The sequence below is a fragment of the Xanthomonas bonasiae genome (assembly GCF_017163705.1).
Lineage (GTDB): Bacteria > Pseudomonadota > Gammaproteobacteria > Xanthomonadales > Xanthomonadaceae > Xanthomonas_A > Xanthomonas_A bonasiae.
In genome coordinates, this window is sequence record NZ_JAFIWB010000007.1 from 1 (window position 1) to 24,482 (window position 24,482).

At 69.9% G+C, this 24,482-nt stretch carries 22 protein-coding genes; 9 read left to right on the forward strand and 13 right to left on the reverse strand.

Translation table 11 applies throughout. The features are described from left to right. Positions 1-72: 72 nt before the first annotated feature. Positions 73-981 carry an alpha/beta hydrolase gene (locus tag JR064_RS08905; protein WP_191827026.1) on the forward strand — a complete coding sequence of 303 codons (909 nt, stop codon included), beginning with the start codon at positions 73-75 and terminating at the stop codon, positions 979-981. 33 nt (positions 982-1,014) lie between these two features. Here JR064_RS08905 and JR064_RS08910 read toward each other — a convergent pair whose 3' ends face one another. Beyond that, complete coding sequence (locus tag JR064_RS08910; RefSeq protein ID WP_206229493.1) at positions 1,015-1,785, reverse strand: SIR2 family NAD-dependent protein deacylase; 771 nt, start codon at positions 1,783-1,785, stop codon at positions 1,015-1,017. Positions 1,786-2,000: 215 nt separating this feature from the next. Here JR064_RS08910 and JR064_RS08915 point away from each other — a divergent pair, with 215 nt between their 5' ends. After that, complete coding sequence (locus JR064_RS08915) at positions 2,001-2,147, forward strand: hypothetical protein (RefSeq protein WP_206229494.1); 147 nt, start codon at positions 2,001-2,003, stop codon at positions 2,145-2,147. Positions 2,148-3,131: 984 nt separating this feature from the next. Here JR064_RS08915 and JR064_RS08920 read toward each other — a convergent pair. The 4 genes from JR064_RS08920 to JR064_RS08935 form a co-directional block, all read right to left on the reverse strand. Then, on the reverse strand, positions 3,132-3,563 hold the full coding sequence (locus tag JR064_RS08920) for an organic hydroperoxide resistance protein (RefSeq protein ID WP_145703847.1): 432 nt from the start codon (positions 3,561-3,563) through the stop codon (positions 3,132-3,134). A gap of 111 nt (positions 3,564-3,674) precedes the next feature. Beyond that, on the reverse strand, positions 3,675-4,142 hold the full coding sequence (locus JR064_RS08925) for a MarR family winged helix-turn-helix transcriptional regulator (RefSeq protein ID WP_191827034.1): 468 nt from the start codon (positions 4,140-4,142) through the stop codon (positions 3,675-3,677). Positions 4,143-4,491: 349 nt separating this feature from the next. Beyond that, positions 4,492-5,589, reverse strand: a complete 1,098-nt coding sequence (gene zapE, locus JR064_RS08930; protein ID WP_185823535.1) for a cell division protein ZapE — start codon at positions 5,587-5,589, stop codon at positions 4,492-4,494. Between the two features lie 61 nt (positions 5,590-5,650). Continuing rightward, complete coding sequence (locus tag JR064_RS08935) at positions 5,651-6,316, reverse strand: alpha/beta hydrolase (protein ID WP_191827035.1); 666 nt, start codon at positions 6,314-6,316, stop codon at positions 5,651-5,653. Positions 6,317-6,399: 83 nt separating this feature from the next. Here JR064_RS08935 and JR064_RS08940 point away from each other — a divergent pair, with 83 nt between their 5' ends. Next, positions 6,400-7,263 carry an EamA family transporter gene (locus JR064_RS08940; RefSeq protein WP_191827036.1) on the forward strand — a complete coding sequence of 288 codons (864 nt, stop codon included), beginning with the start codon at positions 6,400-6,402 and terminating at the stop codon, positions 7,261-7,263. Positions 7,264-7,451: 188 nt separating this feature from the next. On the opposite strand, the gene JR064_RS08945 is transcribed toward JR064_RS08940, so the two are convergent. After that, entirely contained in the window at positions 7,452-8,777 is a 1,326-nt protein-coding gene (locus JR064_RS08945) for a GTP-binding protein (RefSeq protein WP_206229495.1), read from the reverse strand. A 63-nt stretch (positions 8,778-8,840) separates the two neighbouring features. Here JR064_RS08945 and JR064_RS08950 point away from each other — a divergent pair, with 63 nt between their 5' ends. Beyond that, positions 8,841-9,215, forward strand: coding sequence for a MerC domain-containing protein (locus tag JR064_RS08950; RefSeq protein WP_179569764.1), 375 nt, complete (start codon positions 8,841-8,843; stop codon positions 9,213-9,215). A gap of 238 nt (positions 9,216-9,453) precedes the next feature. Here JR064_RS08950 and JR064_RS08955 read toward each other — a convergent pair whose 3' ends face one another. From JR064_RS08955 to JR064_RS08965, 3 genes are all read right to left on the reverse strand, one after another. Then, entirely contained in the window at positions 9,454-11,181 is a 1,728-nt protein-coding gene (locus JR064_RS08955; protein ID WP_206229496.1) for an ExeM/NucH family extracellular endonuclease, read from the reverse strand. A 95-nt stretch (positions 11,182-11,276) separates the two neighbouring features. Then, the gene (locus tag JR064_RS08960) at positions 11,277-11,795 is read right to left on the reverse strand and encodes a c-type cytochrome (protein ID WP_179569768.1); all 519 of its coding nucleotides are present in this window, start codon (positions 11,793-11,795) and stop codon (positions 11,277-11,279) included. Between the two features lie 295 nt (positions 11,796-12,090). Further along, positions 12,091-12,708 carry a TetR/AcrR family transcriptional regulator gene (locus tag JR064_RS08965; protein WP_206229497.1) on the reverse strand — a complete coding sequence of 206 codons (618 nt, stop codon included), beginning with the start codon at positions 12,706-12,708 and terminating at the stop codon, positions 12,091-12,093. A gap of 136 nt (positions 12,709-12,844) precedes the next feature. On the opposite strand from JR064_RS08965, the gene JR064_RS08970 reads away from it, so the two are divergent. From JR064_RS08970 to JR064_RS08985, 4 genes are all read left to right on the forward strand, one after another. Further along, a complete protein-coding gene (locus JR064_RS08970; protein WP_179569772.1) occupies positions 12,845-14,008 on the forward strand; it encodes an isovaleryl-CoA dehydrogenase in 1,164 nt (387 codons plus the stop codon). A gap of 131 nt (positions 14,009-14,139) precedes the next feature. Next, positions 14,140-15,750: a carboxyl transferase domain-containing protein gene (locus JR064_RS08975; protein WP_206229498.1), complete on the forward strand. Its 1,611-nt coding sequence runs from the start codon at positions 14,140-14,142 to the stop codon at positions 15,748-15,750. Between the two features lie 784 nt (positions 15,751-16,534). Then, positions 16,535-18,544: an acetyl/propionyl/methylcrotonyl-CoA carboxylase subunit alpha gene (locus JR064_RS08980; RefSeq protein ID WP_206229499.1), complete on the forward strand. Its 2,010-nt coding sequence runs from the start codon at positions 16,535-16,537 to the stop codon at positions 18,542-18,544. Between the two features lie 203 nt (positions 18,545-18,747). Then, positions 18,748-19,515 (forward strand): DUF6065 family protein, encoded by a 768-nt coding sequence (locus JR064_RS08985; protein ID WP_206229500.1) that lies wholly within the window; start codon positions 18,748-18,750, stop codon positions 19,513-19,515. Positions 19,516-19,689: 174 nt separating this feature from the next. Here JR064_RS08985 and JR064_RS08990 read toward each other — a convergent pair whose 3' ends face one another. The 4 genes from JR064_RS08990 to JR064_RS09005 all read right to left on the reverse strand — a co-directional run bounded on the left by JR064_RS08990 (position 19,690) and on the right by JR064_RS09005 (position 22,840). Continuing rightward, positions 19,690-20,106: a hypothetical protein gene (locus JR064_RS08990; RefSeq protein WP_179569780.1), complete on the reverse strand. Its 417-nt coding sequence runs from the start codon at positions 20,104-20,106 to the stop codon at positions 19,690-19,692. A gap of 124 nt (positions 20,107-20,230) precedes the next feature. After that, positions 20,231-20,794, reverse strand: a complete 564-nt coding sequence (locus JR064_RS08995) for an excalibur calcium-binding domain-containing protein (protein WP_206229501.1) — start codon at positions 20,792-20,794, stop codon at positions 20,231-20,233. An 88-nt stretch (positions 20,795-20,882) separates the two neighbouring features. Continuing rightward, on the reverse strand, positions 20,883-22,112 hold the full coding sequence (chrA, locus tag JR064_RS09000) for a chromate efflux transporter (RefSeq protein ID WP_206229502.1): 1,230 nt from the start codon (positions 22,110-22,112) through the stop codon (positions 20,883-20,885). Positions 22,113-22,681: 569 nt separating this feature from the next. After that, a complete protein-coding gene (locus JR064_RS09005) occupies positions 22,682-22,840 on the reverse strand; it encodes a hypothetical protein (RefSeq protein ID WP_179569784.1) in 159 nt (52 codons plus the stop codon). A gap of 179 nt (positions 22,841-23,019) precedes the next feature. Here JR064_RS09005 and JR064_RS09010 point away from each other — a divergent pair, with 179 nt between their 5' ends. Continuing rightward, positions 23,020-24,363 carry a type 2 periplasmic-binding domain-containing protein gene (locus JR064_RS09010; RefSeq protein ID WP_179569786.1) on the forward strand — a complete coding sequence of 448 codons (1,344 nt, stop codon included), beginning with the start codon at positions 23,020-23,022 and terminating at the stop codon, positions 24,361-24,363. Positions 24,364-24,482 lie beyond the last annotated feature (119 nt).

Sequence of the window (24,482 nt, forward strand, 5' to 3'; positions counted from 1 at the left end):
CCTTGTTGGCGGCGACCCCGGGATTGTCCTTGTCGCCGTTGGCCCAGCCGCCGCCCTCCAAGGACTCCGCCAATGACTTCGCTCGCCCGCACCCTGCTCGGCGTCTCGTTGCTGCTGACCGCGCTATCTGCGGCAACGCTGCAAGCGCAGGATGGCCGCCTGCGCGAACGGCTGCGCGCGCGGCTGGCGCAGTCGGCCGCCGCGCCGCGCGCGCCGCTGCCCGAGGGAGCGCGCGTGCTGCGCGATGTCGCCTACGGCGCCGATCCGGCGCAACGCTTCGATGTCTACCTGCCCGCCAATGCGCGCAACGCGCCGCTGATCGTGATGGTGCACGGCGGCGGCTGGGCCAACGGCGACAAGGACAATCCCGGGGTCGCCGCCAACAAGGTCGCGCACTGGCTGCCGCAGGGCTACGCGCTGGTGTCGGTGAACTATCGCCTGCTGCCGCAGGCCACGCCGCTGCAGCAGGCCGGCGATGTCGCCCTAGCGGTGGCCAAGGTGCAGGCGCTGGCCGCTGGCTGGGGCGCCGATGGAGCACGGATGGTGTTGATGGGGCACTCGGCCGGCGCGCACCTGGTGGCGCTGCTGGACCTGTCGCCGACGCTGCTGGCGCAGGCCGGCGCGCACGCGCCGCTGGCTACCGTGGCGCTGGACAGCGCCGCGATGGACGTGGAGCAGGTGATGCAGGCGCGGCACCTGCCGCTGTACGACCGCGCCTTCGGCAGCCAGCGCAGCGACTGGATCGCCGCCTCGCCGTATCACCAGATGGGCACCGCCGCGCCGCCGCTGCTGGCGGTGTGCTCCAGCCGCCGCGCCGATGCCTGCGCGCAGGCCCGGCACCTGGCCGACAAGGCGGCGGCGCGGCGGATCCGCGTCGAGGTGCTGCCGCAGGACCGCAGCCACGCCGAGATCAACCACGACCTGGGCCTGCCCTCGGCCTATACCGACGCGGTGGACGCGTTCCTGCGTAGGTTGCGCTGAGCGCTTGCGGGCGCGGATCGCCTGCGCCTGGCGTCAGCCCGCCGGCCAGCGCTGCAACAACAGCGGCAAGGCCACTGCCGCGCTGTCGCGCCAGTGCAGGTCGGCGCGTGCGGACAGCGCGCTGGGCTCGGGGTTGATCTCGACCACGTAGGCGCCGCGCTCCTTGGCGCGCAGCGGCAGCCCGGCCGCCGGATAGACCAGGCCGGAGCTGCCGATCACCAGCACCAGGTCGGCCGCATCGGCGGCGCTCTCGGCGCGCGCCCAGTCGGCGGCCGGCAGCGCCTCGCCGAACCACACCACGCCCGGACGCACCGCGCCGCCGCAGGCCGCGCACGCCGGCGGGGTCAGACGCTGTGTCGGGGCCTGCACGTCGATCGGCGGCAGCAGGCCGTGCCAGGCCTGGCCGCAGTCGCCGCAGCGCAACGCCGACAGCCGCCCATGCACATGCGCGGCGACCTCGCTGCCGGCGCGCTGGTGCAGGTCGTCCACGTTCTGGGTCGCCAGGGTGGTGCTTTTCCGCGCGGCCAGGCGCACCAGCGCGTGGTGTCCGGCATGCGGCTGCGCCTGGGCGACGATCGCCATGCGCCAGCGATACCAGCCCCAGACCAGCGCCGGGTCCGCCCGCCACGCCTCTTCGGTGGCCAGCTGCTGCGGATCGAAGCGCGCCCACAGGCTGTCGTCCTGGCCACGGAAGGTCGGCACGCCGCTTTCGGCGGACATGCCCGCACCGGTGAGGACCAGCAGGCGGCGCGCGCCCTGGATGAAGGCGGCAACGGTATCGGCGTTGTAGGCGGAGCTGAGCATGGCGCACACAAAGGTGATGGTCTTCGCACTATTACATTGACCCAGTTCCACCTCAATCTGCAGCACAGCAATGCCGCCGCGGCTGTGGATGCGACACAAGTTTCGAGACGAAGGCGATGCGATCGCTGTCGCCATGACATGCGACCGGCTGCCGTCGGTGCGGTCGTGTCGTCATCGTAATTGCGTGAGGCGTTGCTGTTGCTGTGGCTGTGGCTGTGGCTGTGGCTGTGCTGGTGCTGTGGCTGTTGCTGTTGCTGGTGCTGGTGCTGGTGCTGGTGCTGTGGCTGTGGCTGTGGCTGTGGCTGTGCTGTGGCTGTGGCTGTGGCTGTTGCTGGTGCTGTGGCTGTGGCCATTGCTTTTGACTTAACGGGTTCCCTTCCGAAGCGGCGGCCATGCCGGGGAAAAACCCCGAAGGGGCGGCGCACAAGGATGTGCGCCGTTCGCGGCAGGGGCAGGATGCCCCTTCCGCGAATCCCCGGTATGGACGCGGACCCGGAGCGCGCAGCGCGGAGGGCGCTAGGCAGGGCGCGCTTTCTTTTGGTTACTTTTCTTTGCGCGAGCAAAGAAAAGTGACTCGCCGCAAGGCGAAAGCCTTTGCCTTTGCCTTGGTTCTGGCATTGAGATTTTGAAGCTTTTGAAGCTTGAAGCTTGAAGCTTGAAGCAAGAGCTTCCGCTGGCGCGGGTCACTTTTCTTTGCTTGTGCAAAGAAAAGTAACCAAAAGAAAGCACACCCCGCAACGCGCCCTCCGCGCTGCGCGCTCCGGGTCCGCAGCCCCGACGGGCATTTTTCGATGGCACATCCATGTGCCAACGAAAAACGTCGCGCATCCTGCGCGCCGCCCTTCGGGTATTCGCCCGCCGGGTCTGCCGCGCTGAGGGGACCCGGTAGATCAAAAGCAAAGCAAAAGCAACAGCAGAAGCGGAAGCGGAAGCAGAAACAACAGCCGAGCTGATAGGCACGATCGATGGAACGGCCAGTGACTGCCGCGCATGCAACGCGGAGCTATCGCGCTCGCTCAGTTACGGAGTACTCCGAATCGGATCAGTTTCCGGCTCGTTCAACACCGCCGACAGCCCCAGTCCCAGCATCCCACCGCGTCTGCACCGGATCTCGCTGCTGTCACCACACAACCGCGCGCTCGCGTGGCACGGATGGCCCTGCTGTTCGAATTGTTCGCGGATCGTCGTCTTGAAAGCCGTTTCGTTCTCGGCCGACCAACTGCTGGCCTTGCTCTCGATGCCGTCGCGTCGCGTACGGCATGGTGGCTCGACCACTGCCGTATGGCAGACAGCAAAAAACCCCGCCGCGCAGTCGCGCGACGGGGTCTTCGGACCAGCCGCATCGATCAGTCGAGGACGACCAGATTCACGTCGATGTTGCCGCGGGTCGCGTTGGAGTACGGGCAGACCTGGTGCGCCTTGTCGACCAGCGCCTGCAGCTCCTCGCGCGGCATGCCCGGCACCGCGATGCGCAGTTCCACCGCGATGCCGAAGCCGCCCGGGATCTGGCCGATGCCGACGCTGCCTTCGATGCTGACCTCGCCCGGCAGCTTCTGCTTGTCCTGCGCCGCCACCGCCTTCATCGCGCCGATGAAGCAGGCCGAATAGCCGGCCGCGAACAGCTGCTCCGGATTGGTGCCGTCGCCGCCGGCGCCGCCCAGCTCGCGCGGGGTGGACAGCTTCACGTCCAGCGCCTTGTCGGAAGACACGGCGCGGCCTTCGCGGCCGCCGGTCGCGGTGGCGTGGGCGGTGTAGAGAATCTTTTCGGGTGAGGCCATGGTGGTTGCTCCTGGTGAGGCGCGTCGCGCCGGTTGATTGACAGCTATTTAATAGCACACTACTTAATTAACGGAACGTCATGGACCCGTGTCGGCTCCGTGGCAACGGCATCAGCCGCCGCCCAGGTTGCCGCGCAAGGTTTCCAGTTGCTGCTTGAGCTGGCGCAGGTCCTGCAGCGAGCACGCCGCCGCGCAGAACACCTGCTCGGGCACCGCACCGGCCTTGTTGCGCAAGGCGCGGCCGGCCGCGGTCAGGCGCACCACGACCTGGCGTTCATCGTCGGCCGAGCGTTCGCGCGTGACCAGGCCGCCGGCCTGCAGGCGCTTCAACAGCGGCGTCAGCGTGGCCGAATCCAGGAACAGCCGCTCGCCGATCGCCCCGACCGTGCGCGCGTCTTCTTCCCACAGCACCAGCATCACCAGGTACTGCGGATAGGTCAGGTCCAGCGCCTTCAGCAGACCGCGATAGAGCTTGTGCATCGCCAGGTTGGCCGAGTACAGCGCGAAGCACAGTTGCTGATCCAACTGCAGGGCCGCGTCGCGGCTGGGGATCTCGGCAGGGGTGCGCTTCTTCGGCATGGGCGCAATTTACATAGCGCGCTATTTAATTGCAAGCACTTTTTCAATCAGACAGGTCGGACATGCGCCGTTTGGTTCGTTGCGGCTGTCGGCCCAGGCAGGAATGCGACATCTGCCGGCCGCATTGCTTCGTTCTTCGCGGCTGAAGCCGCTCCTACAGAAGCCGCGGCAGACTCACCGGGTGCACTGTAGGAGCGGCTTCAGCCGCGACGAACGCAAGCGGCAAGCGTTCCGTGTGCGCCACACTTTCGCGGCCGAGGACCCGAGTCAACGTAACGTGGGTTTCCAGGAGGAGGCCTGGCGAGAAAACGGCATGCCGCTCTCTCGCCGAGGCCATCGCCTCGCTCCCTCAGGCGCGGTGCGCAGTGGCCAGGTACTCGGCGCTCTGCATCTCGATCAGGCGCGAGGCAGTGCGCTCGAAGGCGCCGGCCAGGCGCTCGCCGCTGTACAGCTGCGGCGGCGGATCCTGCGCGGTGCAGACCAGGTTGACCTGGCGGTCGTACAGTTCGTCGATCAGGTTGACGAACCGCCGCGCCGCGTCTTCGTTCATGCGGTCGAAGTGCGGGATGCCGCCGAGCAGCACGGTGTTGAACTCGCGCGCGATCTCGATGTAGTCGGCCGGCCCGCGCGGGCCTTCGCACAGCGCGGCGAAATCGAACCAGGCGATGCTCTTGCCGCGGCCGCGCACCGGGATCTTGCGCGCCTCGATGACGATGTTGCCGCTGCGCGCGGCTTCGTTGCCGCTGAGCTCGCCCCAGCGCCCGTCCAGCCACGCGTCGGACTGCGCGTCCAGCGGCGCGCGGTACACCGGCGAGCGGGTCAGCGCGCGCATGCGGTAGTCCTCGGTCCCTTCGGCGTACAACTCCACGCAGTACTTCTGCAGCAGCGCGATCGCCGGCAGGAAGCTCTCGCGCTGCAGCCCGTTGAGGTACAGGTTCTGCGGCGCGGTGTTGGAAGTGGTGACCAGGGTCACGCCCTCGGCGAACAGGCGCTCCAGCAACCGCGCCAGCAGCATCGCATCGCCGATGTCGGTGACGAAGAATTCGTCCAGCACCAGCACGCGCAATTGCGTGCGCCATTCCTGCGCGATCTTGGCCAGCGGATCGCTCTGCCCGGCGTGCTCGCGCAGGCGCTCGTGCACGCCGCGCATGAAACGGTGGAAGTGGGTGCGGTACTTCTGCTCGATCGGCAGGCCGTCGTAGAACAGATCGACCAGGAAGGTCTTGCCGCGGCCCACGCCGCCCCAGAAATACAGGCCGCGCACCGGCTCGGGCTTTTTCCAGAACGCGGCCAGGCGATCCAGCCAGCCGTCCTGGTCGCTGTCCACGATCGCGGCGTGGATGCGGTCCAGCTCGGCCAGCGCGGCGTGCTGCGCCGGGTCGTCGCGCCAGTCGCCGCGTGCCACGCCGGCGGCGTAGCGTTGCGAAGGCGTGGCGGCGGCGCTCATCGGCGCGCGCCCGCGCAGCGCCCTGCCTGCGGCCATGCGGCCGCCTGTCGACGCACCGCGCTCACGCCTGGTGCGCCGGCAGCCATGCCTTGACCCCGTGCTGCAAGGCGCCGCGCAGGTCGATCAGCTTGCGGTGGAAGAAATGGCTGGTGTCGGGCATGCGCACCAGCTCGGGCTGCTGCTCCAGCGTCTCCAGCCAGTCGTACACGGCCTGCGGATCGACGATCTCGTCGGCGTCGCCCTGGATCACCAGCCACTGCGGCGGCGGTTCCACACCGGCGAAATCCCAACGCCCGGCCGGCGGCGCGATCGACACCAGCGCCTGCGGCTGCAGCGCGGCGCTGGCGCGCAGCGACACGTAGGCGCCGAAGCTGAAGCCGGCCAGCCACAGCGCATCGTGCGGGCGCTGCGCGCGCACCCAGGCGGCCACCGCGGCCAGGTCCTGCTGCTCGCCGTCGCCGTGGTCGAAACTGCCGGCGGAGGCGCCGACACTGCGGAAGTTGAAACGCACCACGTGCACGCCGAGTTCGCGCAGCGCGCGCGCGACCATCGTCACCACCTTGTTGTGCATGGTGCCGCCCTCGGTGGACAGCGGGTGGCAGACGATCGCGGTGACCGGCAAGGCGGCCACCGCGGCATCGGGCAGATCGACCGCGGCCTCGAGCGGGCCGGCGGGGCCGTCCAGCGTCAAGGCGCCGGATTCGGTAGGGAAAGCGGGAGAGGTCATGCGCTCATAATACCGGGGCTGGGTGCAGGCCACATGCCGGCCACGCGCACGCAGCGTTCTCTCCCCCGACCGGATCCCTGCGCGTGGCGTTCGTTCTCCTGAGTGTGATGTGCAGCGTGCTGGTCTCGGCGCTGCTGAAGCTGGCGCCGCGGCGGCGTATCGACCTGGCCCAGGCCGTGACCTGGAACTATCTGGCGGCGGCGCTGCTGTGCGCGGCGGTGCTGCAACCGCCGCTGGCCACCCTGCGCAGCGCGCAGGCGCCATGGGCGGCGCTGCTCGGCCTGTCGGTGCTATTGCCAGCGCTGTTCCTGGTGCTGGGCCGCGCGGTGGCGCTGGCCGGCATCGTGCGCACCGACGCGGCGCAGCGGCTGTCGCTGCTGCTGTCGCTGGCGGCCGCGTTCGCGCTGTTCGGCGAGCGCGCCAACGGCTACAAGCTGGCCGGGCTGGCGCTGGGCCTGCTGGCCATCGCCGGCATCGTGCACCGGCCCGCAGCGGCACCGGCCGGCGCCGCGCGCGCCGCGCCGTGGCTGCTGCTGGTGTGGGCCGGCTTCGCCCTGATCGACGTGTCGCTCAAGCGCATCGCCCAGGCCGGCACGCCGTTCGCCGCCTCGCTGCTGGTCGCCTTCGCGATCGCCTTCGTGCTGCTGCTGGGGGTGCAGCTGTGGCGGCACCTGCGCGGCAGCGCGCCGCTGGCCTGGCGCAACCTCGGCGCCGGGCTGCTGCTGGGCGCGCTCAACTTCGGCAACATCGCGCTCTACGTGCGCGCGCACCAGGCGCTGCCGGACAGCCCGGCGGTGGTGTTCGCGGCGATGAACCTGGGCGTGATCGTGCTGGGCGCGCTGCTCGGCGTGCTGGCCTTCGGCGAGAAGACCAGCGCCTGGAACCGCGCGGGACTGGGGCTGGCGTTGCTGGCGATCGTGCTGATCGCTGTGGGTGCGCGCGGTTAGTGGGGCCGTGGGCGGCGTGGGTTTCTGTCGCGGCTGAAGCCGCTCCTACAGGAGCCGGGTGCTGATGGCTGCTGTAGGAGCGGCTTCAGCCGCGACGAGCGCAGCGCGGACCCATCCGCCCTGGGTCGGTGTCCGGGCGAAGGCTTCCCCCACGCCAGGCCCGAAACATCGATGTCATCGCCAACGACTCAGCGCCGCCACAGCGGGAACGGATCGGCCAGCGCCTGCCAGGCCAGCGGCCCGCGCCGCAGTTCCGCGTCGTCGAGCAGGCAGGCGTCGAGTTCGGCGCGCACCCGCGCCTCGTCCAGATCGACGCCGATCACCGCCAGCTCCTGGCGGCGGTCGCCCCACAGCGGGTGCCACAGCGCGCGCAGCGCCGCGTATTCGCGCGCATCGCCCACTTCCTCGGCACGCGGCGGCGGCGCGCTCCAGCACGCGCTGTGCTGCCGCTGCCAGCCCAGCTCGGTGTAGGGCAACGGCTGCGGCGGCAATGGCAGCGGCGCATCCAGCAAGCCCTGTTCGACGCGTTCGCGCGCGGCGTACCAGAAGCCGGCGGCCTGGGTCTGGGTGGCCGCGCCGGCAATGGACAGCTCGCCGACCCAGTCCATGCGGCTGGCCAGCCAGAAGAAGCCCTTGCTGCGGACCACGTCGCGCAGGCCGCGCTGCGCCAGCCGCGCGAAACGCAAGGGATGGAACGGACGCTGTGCGCAGTAGACGAAGCTGCCGATGCCGAACTGCTCGGTCTCCGGCACATGGTCGCCGCGCAGCGCCTGCATCCAGCCCGGCGCCAGCTGCGCGCGCACGAAGTCGAAACGGCCGGTGTCCAGCACCAGGTCCAATGGCACGTCGCCGTGGCTGGCTTCGACGATGCGCGCGTTGCGATTGAGCGCGCGCAGCACCGCGCGGGTACGCGCCACCGTGTCCGCGGTGGCCAGGTCGCATTTGCCGATCACGATCACGTCGGCGAATTCGATCTGCTCCACCAGCAGGTTGACCAGGCCGCGATCGTCGTCGGCGCCGGCCTGCAGGCCGCGCTCGGCCAGCCGTTCGGCCGAGCCGAAATCGCGCAGGAAGCTCACTCCGTCGACCACGGTGAGCATGGTGTCCAGCCGCGCCACGTCGGCCAGGCTGCGGCCGTGTTCGTCGCGCACCGCGAACGTGGCGGCGACCGGCATCGGCTCGGAGATGCCGGTGGATTCGATCAGCAGGTAGTCGTAGCGCCCGCTGTCGGCCAGGCGCTGCACCTCCTGGCGCAGGTCCTCGCGCAGCGTGCAGCAGATGCAGCCGTTGCTGAACTCGACCAGGGTCTCTTCGGTGCGGCTGAGCGCGGCGCCGCCGTCGCGGATCAGCGCCGCATCGATGTTGATCTCGCTCATGTCGTTGACGATCACCGCCACGCGGCGGCCGTCGCGGTTGCGCAGCACGCGGTTGAGCAAGGTGGTCTTGCCGGCGCCGAGGAAGCCGGACAGGACGGTGACGGGGAGGCGGCGGTCGAGCACGGCGGACGTTGGCATGGCGGCTTGGACGTGGCGGGAGAAATGTTACTATATAACACTTCAATGCCGGAATCGCCGCCCATGAAATCCCTGCCCCAGCCGTTCTTCGATGCCTCAGCCGTGCTCCTGTCCGGGCTGTGCCTGCTGCATTGCCTGGCGCTGCCGCTGCTGGCCGCGGCCCTGCCGCTGTTCGGCGTGTGGGCGCAGGCCGAATGGGTGCATGGGCTGTTCGTGGCGATCGCGCTGCCGCTGGCCGGGCTGGCGCTGTGGCGCGCACAGCGGCAGCGCCCGCTGCCGTGGCCGCTGTGGACGATGGCCGTGCTGGGCCTGTGCGGCCTGTTGGCCGGCGCGATCGGATTCCCCAGCGCGCAGGCCGAAACCCCGGTCACCGTGGCCGGCAGCCTGCTGCTGGCGAGCGCGCACGTGTGGAACTGGCGGCGCAGCAGGCACTGTTAGTAGCAGGGATTGGAGATTCGGGATTCGGGATTGGCAAAAGCGGGATTCGCGGCCTGCGGCCCGCCCCATCCCAATCCCAATTCCAATCCCGACTGTTCAACTGCCGAACAGCTGGTCATTCCACGCTCTTTTCCGAAACGCAGACCTCAAAACCGACCGACCGCGACCCCGCGCTTCAACCAATCCCCAATCCCGAATCCCCGCTTTTCCACAGCCGAACGGCTGGTCATCCCGGCTCTCAAAGCTCAAAGCCCAGCAGTAGCGGATCGTGATCCGAGCTGCGCCAGGGACCCGGCAGGTTGCGCTCGCGATAGCCGTCGGCGTCCGGCGAGTCGGCATTGATGTGCCATTCGGCGGCACCGCGCAGCAGCGGTGCCAGCGCCGGACTCAGCAGGGCGTGGTCCAGGCGGCCGCTCAGGCCCCTGTAGATGAAGCTGTAGGGCTGTTCGACGTGCGCCTGCGCCAGCGCATCGCGCCAGCCGGCGTCGCGCAGCAGGCGCAGCGGGTCTTCCATCGCATAGGCGTTGAAGTCGCCGAGCAGCACGCTGACGGTGCTGCCGCTGCCGGTCGGGTCGCTGCGCAGCCAGGCATCCAGGCGCCGCGCCGAGTCGGTGCGGGTGGCGTTCCAGCAGCCCTGGCCGTCGCCGCGGTCGGCATCGTCGCCGGCCGCGTCGCCGCAGCCCTTGGACTTGAAGTGGTTGGCGACGACCACGAACGGCTGCCCGGTGCCGCGCCGGAACGCCTGCGCCAGCGGCACCCGGCTGTGCGCGGCGAACGGGCCGCCTTCCAGCACCGCCGGCTTGCCGACCGGGCTGACCCGCGAGGCGCGGTAGATCAGGCCGACCCGGATCGGGTTGTCGCCCGGGCCGCGCCCGGCATCGACGAAGCGCCAGTCGCCGCCATCGCCGGCATTGAGCGCGGCGACCAACGTGGCGATCGCCGAGGTCGGCCCGTAGCCGTCGTTTTCCAGCTCCATCAGCGCGGCGACGTCGGCCTGCAGCGGACGGATGGTGGCGACCAGTTTGGCCAGCTGCGCCTGGAATTCGGCCGCGTTGCGCGCCCCGCGCAGGGTCGGGAAACCGCCGCCGCGGCCGTCGCCGTTGAAGAAGTTCTCCAGGTTGAACGCGGCCACGCGCAGCGTGCCGGCGACCTGCGGCGGCGCCGGTGCCGGCGGCGGGGCCAGCTGCAACGGCGCGGTCGGATACAGCCGCGCCGCGCCCTCGACCACGCCGCCGACGATGCCTTCCACGCCCTGCAGCGTGGTGCCGGCGCGCGGCGCCGCGGCGGCTTCGCCGCTGCCCAGGTAGGCGGGCAGGCTGTCGGGCGCATGCGTGCCGGCTTCGCCCAGCAGCAGCAGGCGCCGCGCATTGTCGGCGTTCGTCGCGGCCAGCTCGGCGCTGCCCGGCGCGGCGATTTCGGAGGGTTGCCACAGGCGTCCGCCGAAGGCGACGCCGAGTTCGCCGGCCTTGGCCAGCGCATCGGTGTCGACCACGGTCAGCGGCGCATCGATGCGCACGCGCATGCCGGCCAGCGCCGACCAGTCGGCCGGTACGGCGTCGAGCACCTGCAGCGGCAGCGGCTGCGCGCGCGCCAGCACGGTGTGCCCGGCGGCGCGTACGCTGCGCCCGGCGAACGGCGTGCCGGCGGACGCCAGGCTCGCCGCGCGCCGCGGCGCCAGTTCGCCCCAGACCCGCACCCGGTCGCCCGGCACCAGTGAGGCGTCGGCATCGCCTTGCACCAGCAGCGCGTCGGCGGTGAGCGGATCGCCATCGCCGGCGTCCTGCACCAGATAGCCGTCGCCGCCGGCCTGCACGCGCGCGGTGACCACGCCTTCGAACACCACGCCCTGCGCGCTGTCGGCCGGCCGCAGCTGCCCGATCGGCACCATCTGCGGCGGCGTCAACGCATGCGCGGCGGGTGCGCCGGCAACCAGCAGCAACGACAACAGCGGGGGCAACAGGCGCATGCGATCACTCTCCTTAGCTCGCCGGCATGGGGCCGGCATCGAATACGAACGCGCCGCCCGGAGGCGGCGCTGGAAAAACCCGCAGGAAGCGCAGGTTACTTCAGGTTGGACAGCATCCAATCGACCGTGGCGTGGATCTGCGCTTCGCTGAGCGCCGGGTTGCCGCCCTTGGGCGGCATGATCCCGCCATCGGGGCCGGTGTAGCCCTCGATCGCGTGCTTGTACAGCGTGTCCTTGCCCTGCGCGATGCGCGCATCCCAGTGCGAATGGTCCAGGGTCGGCGCCTTGCCGACGCCGGTGGTGTGGCAGGCGGTGCACAGGTTGTCGAAGATCACCTTGCCGTCGGTGGTGCCGCCGTAGGCGACCTGCGCCGACGCCTTGGCCAGCGCCGCCGCCTGCGCGGCGGCCTGCGCCGCAGCGCCGGTGCTGCCGGCATACACCGCGCCCGCCGGGGCGATGCGTTCCTCGGTGCGCTTGAGCGCCACCGGCGACACCTCCGGCGGGATCGCCCGCTGCAAATAGGCCGCGAACGCGATCAGCCCGAGGGTGATGACGACCAACAGGCCGATCACCATCGAGAACCGCTTGAGAAATTCGAGGTCGTAATTCCGCACATCACACCCCTTTGGCACGTGGTGACCGGACCACCGCTACGCGGCCGAGTATAGCCAGCGTTTGCCGCGCACGGCAGTCCGGCGACACAGCGAATCGCAGACGATGCGTGCTGCATCGCAGCAGTTTTGCCGCGCGCCGGGGCACGGCTTCGGCATGAAGGCTGCCCTGGCGCATCGTCGCTCGCACGACATGGCGGCCGGAGCACTGCGCCACCCCCTGCCCTCTCGCGCTGTCGATTCGCCGCCGGAACCGCACTGCGCAGATGTCGGAAACGGCGTGGCCGGTAAGACGCGCCTATTGCGCCTGCGCGCTGCCGACCGCGCGCAGACAGAACCCGCACACCGCCTCGACCAGACGCTCGCTGTCGCGCGGGCCGTCGCGGCTGGGCGCGGTCGGCCCGACCAGGGCTTCGGTGTAGGCGCCGACCAGGCAGGCCGCGGCCGCATCCAGGTCCTGCGCCGGGAATTCGCCCGCGGCCACGCCCTCGGCGAGGATGCCCTTGAACAGGTCGCCGAACAGGCGCCGGCAGCGGATGCGCTCGGCATCCACCTCCGGCTCGACCGGCTCGGCGATGAAGGCGTAGGCCAGTCCCGGTCCGGCCAGCGCGCGGCGCACGAACGAGGCGATCGCCGCGCGCAGGCGCTGCGTCGCCGGCGCCGGTTCGGCGGCGATGCCGTGCAGGATCGCCAGTTCGTGGTCCACCGCCGCGGTCAGCACTTCCACGAACAGCTCGGCCTTGGACGGGAAGTGGCGGTAGATCAGCCCGGTGGACACCCCGGCCTCGGCCGCCACCGCGGTGACCGGCGCGCCGCGGAAGCCGCCGGCGGCAACCAGCCGCCGCGCCGCCAGCAGGATCCGCTGGCGGTTGCCGGCGAGGCGTTCTTCCATCAGGGCGGAGCGTTTGTAGGCCATGGGGTGATTCTAGGTTCAATTAATGAATTATTGTTCACTTCTTCGCCGTTCCCGGCTACGCTGGCGTCCATTCCCCGGCGCCGCCTGGATTCTAGGCGCCCCATTCGCCGCACGCCTGCTTCCGGAGCCGCCCGCCATGCTGATGCCGTCGTTGAATTTCGAACTGGGCGAGGACATCGACCTGCTGCGCGACACGGTGGCCGCCTTCGCCGCGCGCGAGATCGCGCCGCTGGCCGAGCAGGCCGACCGCGACAACGCGTTCCCGGCGCCGCTGTGGCGCAAGCTCGGCGAGCAGGGCCTGCTCGGGTTGACCGTGGAGGAAGAGTACGGCGGCAGCGCGATGGGCTACCTGGCGCACGTGGTGGCGATGGAGGAGATCTCGCGCGCCTCCGGCGCGATCGGCCTGTCCTACGGCGCGCATTCGAACCTGTGCGTGAACCAGCTGCGCAAGAACGGCAGCGAAACGCAGAAGGCACGCTACCTGCCCCGGCTGTGCAGCGGCGAACACGTCGGCGCGCTGGCGATGAGCGAACCGGGCGCCGGTTCGGACGTGGTCTCGATGAAGCTGCGCGCCGAGCTGCGCGGCGACCGCTACGTGCTCAACGGCAACAAGATGTGGATCACCAACGGCCCCGATGCCGACGTGCTGGTGGTCTACGCCAAGACCGACCCGGCCGGCGGCGCGCGCGGCATCACTGCGTTCCTGGTCGAGAAGGGCATGCCCGGCTTCAGCACCGCGCAGAAGCTGGACAAGCTCGGCATGCGCGGCTCCAACACCTGCGAACTGGTGTTCCAGGACTGCGAGGTGCCGGTGGAGAACGTGCTGGGCAGCGTCGGCGGCGGCGTGCGCGTGCTGATGTCGGGCCTGGACTACGAGCGGCTGGTGCTGTCCGGCGGCCCGCTGGGGCTGATGGCCGCAGCGATGGACGTGGTGATGCCATACGTGCACGAGCGCCGCCAGTTCGGCGAGGCGATCGGCAGCTTCCAGCTGATGCAGGGCAAGCTGGCCGACATGTACGTGGGCCTCAATGCCTGCCGCGCCTACGTGTACGCGGTGGCGCGCGCCTGCGACGCCGGCCGCACCACCCGCCAGGACGCCGCCGGCGCGATCCTGTACGCGGCCGAGAAGGCGACCTGGCTCACCGGCCAGGCGATCCAGGTGCTCGGCGGCAACGGCTACATCAACGACTACCCGACCGGGCGCCTGTGGCGCGACGCCAAGCTGTACGAGATCGGCGCCGGCACCTCGGAAATCCGCCGCATGCTGATCGGCCGCGAACTGTTCGAGCGGACCAAGTGATGCGATGCGCTTCGTGTAGGGGCGGCTCTACGTGGCCTCGGGCCATCAGCCGCGACACGTTCCCGGCAAAGCGTCGCGGCTGAAGCCGCTCCTGCACGGACTCCCTTTTCCTCTTTTTCGATGGCCCTGCCATGAGCGTGATCCAGACCCAGTTGCAACCCGGCAGCGACGCCTTCGCCGCCAACGTCGCGGCGCTGCGCGCGGTGGTCGACGACCTGCAGCAGACCCAGGCGCGCATCGCCCAGGGTGGCAGCGACGCGGCGCGCGCCAAGCACCAGGCGCGCGGCAAGCTGCTGGCGCGCGAGCGCATCGACGCGCTGCTCGACCCGGGCAGCGCGTTCCTGGAAATCGCCCCGCTGGCCGCGTTGGGCCTGTACGCCGACGAGGTCCCGTGCGCTGGCGTGGTCGCCGGCATCGGCCGCGTATCCGGGGTGGAATGCGTGATCGTCGCCAACGACGCCACGGTCAAGGGCGGCACCTACTACCCGATGACGGTGAAGAAGCATCTGCGCGCGCAGGAGATCGCGCAGCAGAACCGGCTGCCGTGCATCTACCTGGTCGATTCCGGCGGCGCGTTCCTGCCGCTGCAGGACGAGGTGTTCCCCGACCGCGACCATTTCGGCCGGATCTTCTACAACCAGGCCAACCTGTCGGCGCAGGGCATCGCCCAGATCGCCTGCGTGATGGGCTCGTGCACCGCCGGCGGCGCCTACGTGCCGGCGATGAGCGACGAGACGGTGATCGTGCGCGAGCAGGGCACCATCTTCCTCGGCGGCCCGCCGCTGGTGAAGGCGGCCACCGGCGAGGAGGTCAGCGCCGAGGATCTGGGCGGCGCCGACGTGCACACGCGCATCTCCGGTGTGGCCGACCATTTCGCCGACAACGACCTGCAGGCGCTGGCGCGGGTGCGCGCGATCGTGGCCCAGCTCAACTGGCGCAAGCCCGAGCCGGCGCTGGCGTTGCGCGCGCCGGAGCCGCCGCTGTATCCGGCCGAGGAACTGTACGGGGTGATCCCGGCCGACCCGCGCAAGCCGTTCGACGTGCGCGAGGTGATCGCGCGGGTGGTCGACGGTTCGCGCCTGGACGAGTTCAAGGCGCGCTACGGCACCACCCTGGTCACCGGCTTCGCGCACCTGCACGGCTATCCGGTCGGCATCGTCGCCAACAACGGCATCCTGTTCTCCGAGTCGGCATTGAAAGGCGCGCACTTCATCGAACTGTGCGCGCAGCGCGGCATCCCGCTGGTGTTCCTGCAGAACATCACCGGCTTCATGGTCGGGCGCAAGTACGAACACGGCGGCATCGCCAAGGACGGGGCCAAGCTGGTGATGGCGGTGGCCTGCGCAAAGGTGCCCAAGTTCACGGTGGTGATCGGCGGTTCGTTCGGCGCCGGCAACTACGGCATGTGCGGCCGCGCGTATTCGCCGAATTTCCTGTGGATGTGGCCGAACGCGCGGATCGGGGTGATGGGCGGCGAACAGGCGGCGAGCGTGCTGGCGACGGTGCGCCGCGACGGCATCGAGGCCAAGGGCGGCGCCTGGTCGGTGGAGGACGAGACGGCGTTCAAGACGCCGATCCGCGAGCAGTTCGAACGCCAGGGCCATCCGTACTACGCGAGTGCGCGGTTGTGGGACGACGGGATCATCGATCCGGCGCAGACGCGGCGGGTGCTGGGGCTGGGACTGTCGGCGGCGTTGAATGCGCCGGCGGAACCGACCCGGTTCGGGGTGTTCCGGATGTGAGCGGGCGCGACCGCCCTGCTTTGCACGCATCGCGGTCGGCGGTAGTCCCACCGACCATGGCCGACAGCTCCGCTATTGCTGTTGCCTCTGCCTCTGCCTCTGCCGTTGCTTCTGCTGTTGCTGTCGCCTTTGCTTTGCTTTTGATCTACGGGGTCCCCTCAGCGCGGCAGACCCAGCGGGCGAATACCCGAAGGGCGGCGCGCAGGATGCGCGACGTTTTTCGTTGGCACATGGATGTGCCATCGAAAAATGCCCGTTGGGGCTGCGGACCCGGAGCGCGCAGCGCGGAGGGCGCGCTGCGGGGTGTGCTTTCTTTTGGTTACTTTTCTTTGCACAAGCAAAGAAAAGTGACCCGCGCCAGCGGAAGCTCTTGCTCTTGCTTCAAAGCTTCAAAGCTTCAAAACACCAATGCCAGAGCCAAGATAACGGCAACCGCAAAGGCAAAAAGCTTTCGCCTTGCGGCGAGTCACTTTTCTTTGCTCGCGCAAAGAAAAGTAACCAAAAGAAAGCGCGCCCTGCCGAGCGCCCTCCGCGCTGCGCGCTCCGGGTCCGCGTCCATACCGGGGATTCGCGGAAGGGGCATCCTGCCCCTGCCGCGAACGGCGCACATCCTTGTGCGCCGCCCCTTCGGGGTTTTTCCCCGGCATGGCCGCCGCTTCGGAAGGGAACCCGGTAAGTCAAAAGCAATGGCAACGGCAACCGCCACAGCAACTGCAACTGCAACTGCAACTGCAACTGCAACTGCAACTGCAAGACACGACACCCCTTTTCCAGGCAACTGACCATGGCCACGCCCGACCTGCCGATGTTCGACAAGATCCTGATCGCCAACCGCGGCGAGATCGCCTGCCGCGTGATCGCCACCTGCCGCACACTCGGTATCGCCAGCGTCGCCATCTACTCCGATGCCGACCGCGACGCCCGCCACGTGCGCCTGGCCGACGAAGCGATCCACATCGGCCCCGCACCTGCACGCGACAGCTACCTGCGCGGCGAACGCATCCTAGACGCCGCCCTGGCCAGCGGCGCCCAGGCGATCCACCCCGGCTACGGCTTCCTCTCGGAGAACGCCGACTTCGCCGAGGCCTGCGCCGCACGCGGCATCGTGTTCATCGGGCCGCCGCCGGCGGCGATCCGCGCCATGGGCGACAAGAGCGCGGCCAAGGCGCTGATGCACGCCGCCGGCGTGCCGCTGACCCCGGGCTACCACGGCGAACGCCAGGAGCCGGAGTTCCTGCGCGAACAGGCCGACGCCATCGGCTATCCGGTGCTGATCAAGGCCAGCGCCGGCGGCGGCGGCAAGGGCATGCGCCGGGTCGACCGCAGCGAGGAGTTCGTTGCCGCCCTGGCCGCCTGCCAGCGCGAAGCCCAGGCCGCGTTCGGCAACGCGCATGTCCTGGTGGAGAAATACGTGCTGCGCCCACGGCATATCGAGATCCAGGTGTTCGGCGACACGCATGGCGAACTGGTCTACCTGTTCGAACGCGATTGCTCGGTGCAGCGCCGCCACCAGAAGGTGCTGGAGGAAGCGCCGGCGCCGGACATGCGCGCCGAACGCCGTGCCGCGATGGGCCAGGCCGCGGTGGAGGCCGCGCGCGCGGTCGGCTATGTCGGCGCCGGCACGGTGGAGTTCATCGTCGCGCCCGACGGCGCGTTCTACTTCATGGAAATGAACACGCGGCTGCAGGTGGAACATCCGGTCACCGAGTGCATCACCGGCACCGACCTGGTGGAGTGGCAGCTGCGCGTGGCCGCCGGCCAGCCGCTGCCCAGGCGCCAGCACGAACTGGCGATCCGCGGCCATGCGCTGGAGGCGCGGCTGTATGCCGAGGATCCGGCGCGCGGCTTCCTGCCCTCGACCGGCACGCTGCAGCATCTGCGGCTGCCGGCGACGGACGCGCACACCCGCGTCGATGCCGGCGTCGAACAGGGCGACGTCATCGGCCCGCACTACGATCCGATGATCGCCAAGCTGATCGTCTGGGACGAGACCCGCGAACGCGCGCTGCGGCGCATGCAGGCGGCGCTGGCGGCGTGCCAGGTGGTCGGCGTGGCCACCAATGCCGCGTTCCTGCAGCGCCTGATCGGCACCGCGGCGTTCGCACAGGCCGATCTCGATACCGCACTGATCGAGCGCGAGCATGCGGCACTGTTCGACACCGCGCCGGCCACCGCCGAGCCGACCTGGACCCTGGCCGCGCTGGCCTGGCTGCTGTACGCACGCGCCGACGCCGCGCAGCCGGGCGACCCGCATTCGCCCTGGGATCTGCGCGACGGCTGGCGCCTGGGCGAACCCGCGCCACGCAACCTGATCCTGCAGCAGGGCGAGACGCGCCGCACGCTGCGCGCGGCGGCGACCGACGCCGGTTGGCGCATCCACGACAGCGCCACCGATGCCGTGCTCCTCGCCGCCGGCAGCCTGCAGGAGCAACGCCTGCAGGCGCAGCTCGACGGGCAGCGCGTGCGCGCCGACGCGGTGTTCGCCGGTAGCCGCCTGCATCTGTTCGTCGCTGGCCAGGCGCACCTGTTCGACCTGCACGACCCGGTCGCCGAGGCCGACCAGCCGATCGCCGATGCCGGCGGGCTGACCGCGCCGATGCCCGGCCGCGTCGTCGCGCTGCTGGTCGCGCCCGGCACCCGCGTGGCCCGCGGCACGCCGCTGCTGGTGCTGGAGGCGATGAAGATGGAGCACACCCTGCAGGCTCCTGCCGATGGCGTGGTGCACGGCTACCGCGTGCGCGAAGGCGAACTGGTCGGCGATGGCGTGGCGCTGCTGGAGTTCGAGGCGGACTGAGCACGGGCCCGCGCGCCGGGCATCGCGCACGCCTCGCAAAATTCGCCACCAATTGCGGCGCACCATCGAGCGCACACGATCGCGCTCCGTTGCGATCATGCGCGACCGGCCGCAGCGAGCGTACCTCGGCAGCCGCGCACGGTCGCCATGCCGGCGCCGACGCGTCACACTCGGCGCACGCCCCCCCAGCCAAGCCCGCCGCCATGAAGCTCACCGCCCACGTTCTCGACGGCCACACCCTCGACGTGCGCCCGGCGCCGCGCGAGCGGCCGTGGATGGACCGCACCGACCAGCGCTACGCCTACCGCTGCCTGCCGCTGGACATCGCCAACGCGCACGGCTGGGAACTGCTGTGCCAGAGCGGGTTCGAGGCCGAATGGAACGGCGGCAACGCGCTCGACGCCATCCGCCTCCACGCCGACGCCGGCAGCCACGCACCGGCGGTCAGCCATTTCGGCTACGGCGTGCTCACCTTCCACGTGCCCTGCCTGTTCCGCACCGAGCCGGGCATGGACCTGTACGTGACCGCGCCGGTCAACCGGCCCAAGGACGGCATCGCCGGGCTGACCGGTTTGATCGAGACCGACTGGAGTCCCTACACCTTCACCATGAACTGGCAGTTCACCCGCCCCGGACGCGTGCGCTTCGACGCCGGCGAACCGTTCTGCCACTTCTTCCCGGTGCAGCGGCGGGTGCTGGCCGAGACCGAACCGCGCTGGCAGCCGCTGTCGCAGACCCCGGAACTGGAGCGCGACTATCAGGCCTGGATGCGCAGCCGCGGCCAGTTCCTGCACGACCTGGAGCAAGACGATCCAGAGGCCAAACGCGCAGGCTGGCAGCGCAGCTATTTCCGCGGACCGGCGCCGGGGCAGTGCCCGGCGGGCGTCGAGCATCGGGTCAAGTTGCGGCTGGCGCCGTTCACCCGTGCGCAGCACGAGGATCCACAGCCGGTCCAGCCAGCACCGGAATGACGCCGCGCACCAAGCGGCTCTCCGGAAACCTCCAGCGACGCGGCGATCCGTGCAGAGGCCGCGCCTGGATGCGCAGCCTGGACCGGCAAAAAAAGAAGGGCGCAACGCCGGCCAGAAGTGTCCAGCGGGAAGAACGCACCCTGCAACGGGTGTTGAACGGTCGCAACGAAGCGGCTACTCCGCATGGGCAAGCATGAGCGCGCCCTGGCCATCCGGCCACCAGACTTCGCCCAACTCGGAACTGGCATCGAAGAAGCCCACGCCATGCTTGGCGGCCAGGCCGAACACGGTGGCGTACGCGTCCTGCGCCTGCGACCAGGCGAATGCCGCATAGATGAGCGAACGGCCGACGCTGTAGTCGGTGGCACGTCCAGGTTCCTTGTCGACGTCGTCCGCGGCCAGCGGGCCGTTCATCGGCGGAAACGCAGCGACCATGTCCAGGTACCATGCGCGCAGCGGCGCCGAACTCACTGCCGGATCGTCGTAGCCGTGCTCCTCGCTCCATTCGGTCTGGGTGTCGTACCAGGCCAGGAACTGCTCGCGCTCTCGCGGTGCCGCATCCATGTCGAATACCGCCAGGTCGTAACTCATTCCATCTTCCTAGTCGTGGCGCGGGCGCCGCAGTGGGCGCGGCGAGTGTGTGGGCGCGCAAGCGTATGCGTCAACGCTGCTGTCCGCAGACGCACGCCGCAGCACATGCCGCATCCGTTTCACGCTAGTGACACCACTGCCGCTCGCATGGCACGCCGTCGTGGTTGCCGTCCATCTGCACGCCGGGACAATTGCGCAGGAAATAGGTCGCCTCCTCGCACGAGGTCATCTGCGCGCAGTGGGTGCGTCCATCGCACTGGAAGCGCTGCCCGGATGACGCGGCGGCCGGGACGCCGGGCGCAGCGGGTGTGGCCGGTGCCACGCCTGTGCCCGGCGCCGGCGTGGCAGCGAAGCGCGGTGCGAGCAGCGAGTACGCATAGGCGCCAATGCCGATCACCAGCAGCACGGCCAGCACGCGTCCGAACGCGCTGCCGGAATGCGCGTCAGCCGCGGCGCGGCGCGCCGGCGTGGTCGGCGCGCGTCCGGGGCGCATCACCCGCACCGCGCGCGGCCGTCCTTCCGCGTCCTGTTCCAGGTCGAACGAAATCAGCTCGCCGAGCCGCGGACGCACGCCGTCGCGCGGGAACGCCGCGATGTGCACGAATATCTCGGCATCGCCATGCGCCGAGCGCACGAAGCCGAAACCCCGCTCATCGTCCCACTTGATCAACGTTCCGTGCGTGCGCATGGGACCACCTCGAAGCGAACCCGTATTCCTCTGTCTACCGCCGACAATAACGTGGGCGATGCCCGGTTGCGGCCATCGCCAACGGCGCCTAGCGCCCCAACGCGCCGAGGCCGAGCGTCGCCGCCGCACACCATGCCACGACCCACAGCGCCGGGCGCTGCAGGCGTGCCATCAACACCAGCCCCAGCGCCACCACCAGCAGATCCGGCGGGCTGCGGATGCCGTCGCGCCATAGCGGGTCGTACAGCGCCGCGGCCAGCACACCGACGACCACGGCGTTGATTCCGGCCAACGCCCGCGCCACCGATCCACGCCCGGCCAGCGCCTGCCACAGCGGCAACGCCGCGCCCAGCGCCAGCAGGCCCGGCGCGAACAACGCCGCCAGCGCCAGCATCGCCGCTGCCCCCGGGGCGATGCCGCTCCCGGCGCTGGCCCCCAGATAGGTGGCCAGCGCGAACATCGGACCCGGCATCGCCTGTGCCGCGCCGTAGCCGGCGAGGAAGGTGTCCGCGGACATCCACCCGCTGGCGACCAGTTCGCGCTGCAGCAACGGCAGCACCACGTGGCCGCCACCGAACACCAGCGCCCCGGCGCGGTAGAACGCCGCGGCGAGCGGCACCGGCGTCGGCATCGCGGCATGGCGTGAAGAGACCCACAGCGCCGCCAGCAGCAAGCCGCCGAACGCCAGCGCACAGCACACCCCCACATCGCGGCGCCAGCGCCGCGGCGCTGCAGCCGCCATCGGCACCGACGGCGGCCGGCACCAGGCGATCCCGGCCAGCGCCCCCAGTCCGATCACCAGCGGCTGGCCCCAGGCGCGGTCGAGCGCAAGCACCAGGGCCGCGGCCGTCACCGCCAGCAGCATCCGCAGCAGGTCCGGCGTCAGCGTGCGCGCCATCGCGTACACGCCATGCGCGACCACCACCACCGCGACCAGCTTGAGCCCGTGCAGCACGTCCGCGCCGAGCGGATGCAGCAGCCATCGCGGCGCAGACAGCGCCAGCGCGAACATCAGCAGCGCCGACGGCAGGGTGAAGCCCACGAACGCCGCCAACGCCCCGCGCCAGCCCGCGCGCTGCCAGCCGATCGCGACGCCGAGCTGGCTGCTGGTCGGGCCGGGCAGCACCTGGCACAGCGACAGCAACTGCGCGAAGCCCGATTCGTCCAGCCAGCCGCGACGGCGCACGAATTCCTCGCGAAAATAGCCCAGGTGCGCGAGCGGGCCGCCGAAACTGGTCAGCCCCAGGCGCAGGAACACCCCCAGCACTTCCCGGCTGCGTCCCCGCACGGATATTGGCGGCTGCTCGGCAGCAGACATGCGGCGTCCCCCTCCGCGCAGCGCCGACGATGGCGCAGGCCGATTCTGCCAGGGTAGTGCGACCGCCGCTGGCTGGGGCCGCGATCGATGCATGCAGGCCGGCTGGGCACTGCCAAAGCGCGTTCGCATCCACACTGAACCGGCAGTTCGCCGCCCCGGATGCGTGCGCTTCGACGCCGGCGAACCGTTCTGCCGCTTCTTCCCGGCGCAACGGCTAGTACCAACGAGACCGAGCCGCGCTGGCGGGGCAGACGAACGACCTCCCGGGTGCAGCCATGCCCGAGCGCACTCCCGACCCGGGTTGCGGTACGCATCCCAGCGCCTGCGCGGCAGCACAACTGTCTACTACTTGTGCCGGGGCGATCGGCTAGAGTCGAACGCGTCGAGCAACGCTGCGGATCGCGCGATAGCCGCGCACGCAGCATCTGACGCGTCACCTGGCACCCGCGCGGCAGCGTCACCGCCCGCCCCGCAGCATTCGTCCCCCGATGCTGCCTGCCACGCTGGCGCGTTCCCCCTGCGCTCGACGCACCTGGGACGATCACACAGCAGTTGCCTTCACCCGCCGGTCAGGAGAGCGACATGGATATTTCTTCTTCGATCCCGTAAGCGCAGCGTCGCAGGGCGCTGTCCACCGCCGCGGCCAGGCGCGCACGTGCCGCGCCGGTGTGCGGCTGCCCGAACCACTCTGTTTCGACACAGCCGTCGCCGCGGTTGCGGGCGTGCATGCCCGCACCCCGGGCCGGCGCGCCCGGCGCAAGGTCCGTCCTCGCGCAACGGGCCTCTGCATTCTCGACCGTGCCGTCGGCATGGTCGTGTGGCCGGTCCGGGGCCGGGGAGAGTCCGGACACACCCAGCACGCAGGCCACGTCCGCGTGGGACCGACGCACACAACAGGGAGTACACCATGCACCTGCCTCATCTGCGCATCATCGCCGCTGCAGCCGCGCTGGCGCTCGCCAGCGGCACCGCGACCGCCGGCAAGTTTCCCGACTTCGGCTACGCGCCGCCACAGACCTACAAGGGCCCGCTGTTCCAGCTCAGCCAGGACTTTCCGCAGCAAGCGCCCAGCGGGCCGCCGCCGGCGTTCTTCCAGAAGTTGCCCAAGCCGCTGAGCAACAATTTCGAGACCTGGCGCGGCTACGTGGACGCGGTGAAGACCTATTGCCTGGAAGGCAACGTGGAAAGCGACTGGTACGTGCAGAACAACAAGGTCCGGCGTTGGTACCACGCACCGTGGCAGCACTACGGGCCGCTCGGCCGCGAAGGCGTGCACGGCCTCACCAAGGAAGCGCAGATCCAGGTGAAGCAGCTGGCACCGACCCAGCTCACCACCGGGCAGACCTTCGCGGTGGGCATCTACAACGACATCGGCGCCTATACCTTCGGCCAGGTGTGGAAGGATCCGCAGAATCCCGATCCCAGTTTCACCTCCAAGCCGAACAGCTTCCGCGACGGCACCGTGGTGTGCAAGGCGCTGTTCGCCGACGTGGACAGGAGTCAGGTGCCGTTCCTGCAGAACCCGGTGCTGTGGACGGCGTACGTCACCAACAGTTTCAGCTCGGCGGACAGAACGCTCAAGCAGGTGGCCCTGATCCAGATGGACTTCGCCGTGCGCGACCGGCGCATTCCCGGCACCGGCTGGATCTTCGGCACGTTCCAGTACAACGGCGCGGTCAGCGGCAAGCCCGGCTGGCAGAACCTGGTCCCGGTCGGGGTGATGTGGGGCAACGACCCGCAGAATACCGGCAACGACTACACCAACAAGCAGCCGACCCAGACCCGGATCAATCCCGGCATCCTGCAGTCGGCGATCAACGCCCGGCCCGAACTGCCGGCGACCCACCTGGGCTGGAACGGCCGCCTCAACGGCCCGGTCGACAATCCCATCAGTTCCTGCCTGAGCTGCCATATGACCGCCGAGTCGCCGCAACTCTCGCCGATGAACCCGACCTTCCAGGCGGCCAGCAAGATCCCGCCGGTCGGTTCCAAGGAATGGATGCGCTGGTTCCAGAACAACGCGGCCGGCACGCCGTTCGACGCGGCGGCCCAGAGCACTGACTTCAGCCTGCAGCTGGCCGGCGGCATCGCCAACTTCTACGACTGGAAGTGCACCCAGGACGGCGTGTTCGTCAGCGGCGGCAACCTCTGCCAGCAGAGCGCGCTGCCGCTGAAACTGATGCGCTCCACCACCCCGCCAGCGACGGTCTACCCGGTCGAACGCGGCGTGGACAACCAGGAACTGGAATAGTCCCGGCGCGCTCCGTTTGTATGTCGGGCGGGGCGCATTGCCCTGCCCGGCATGCGGCGGTAGAAAGCGAACCGCGATGCGCTGGCCCGATGATGGTTCAGGCGCGCAAATGTCAGCGG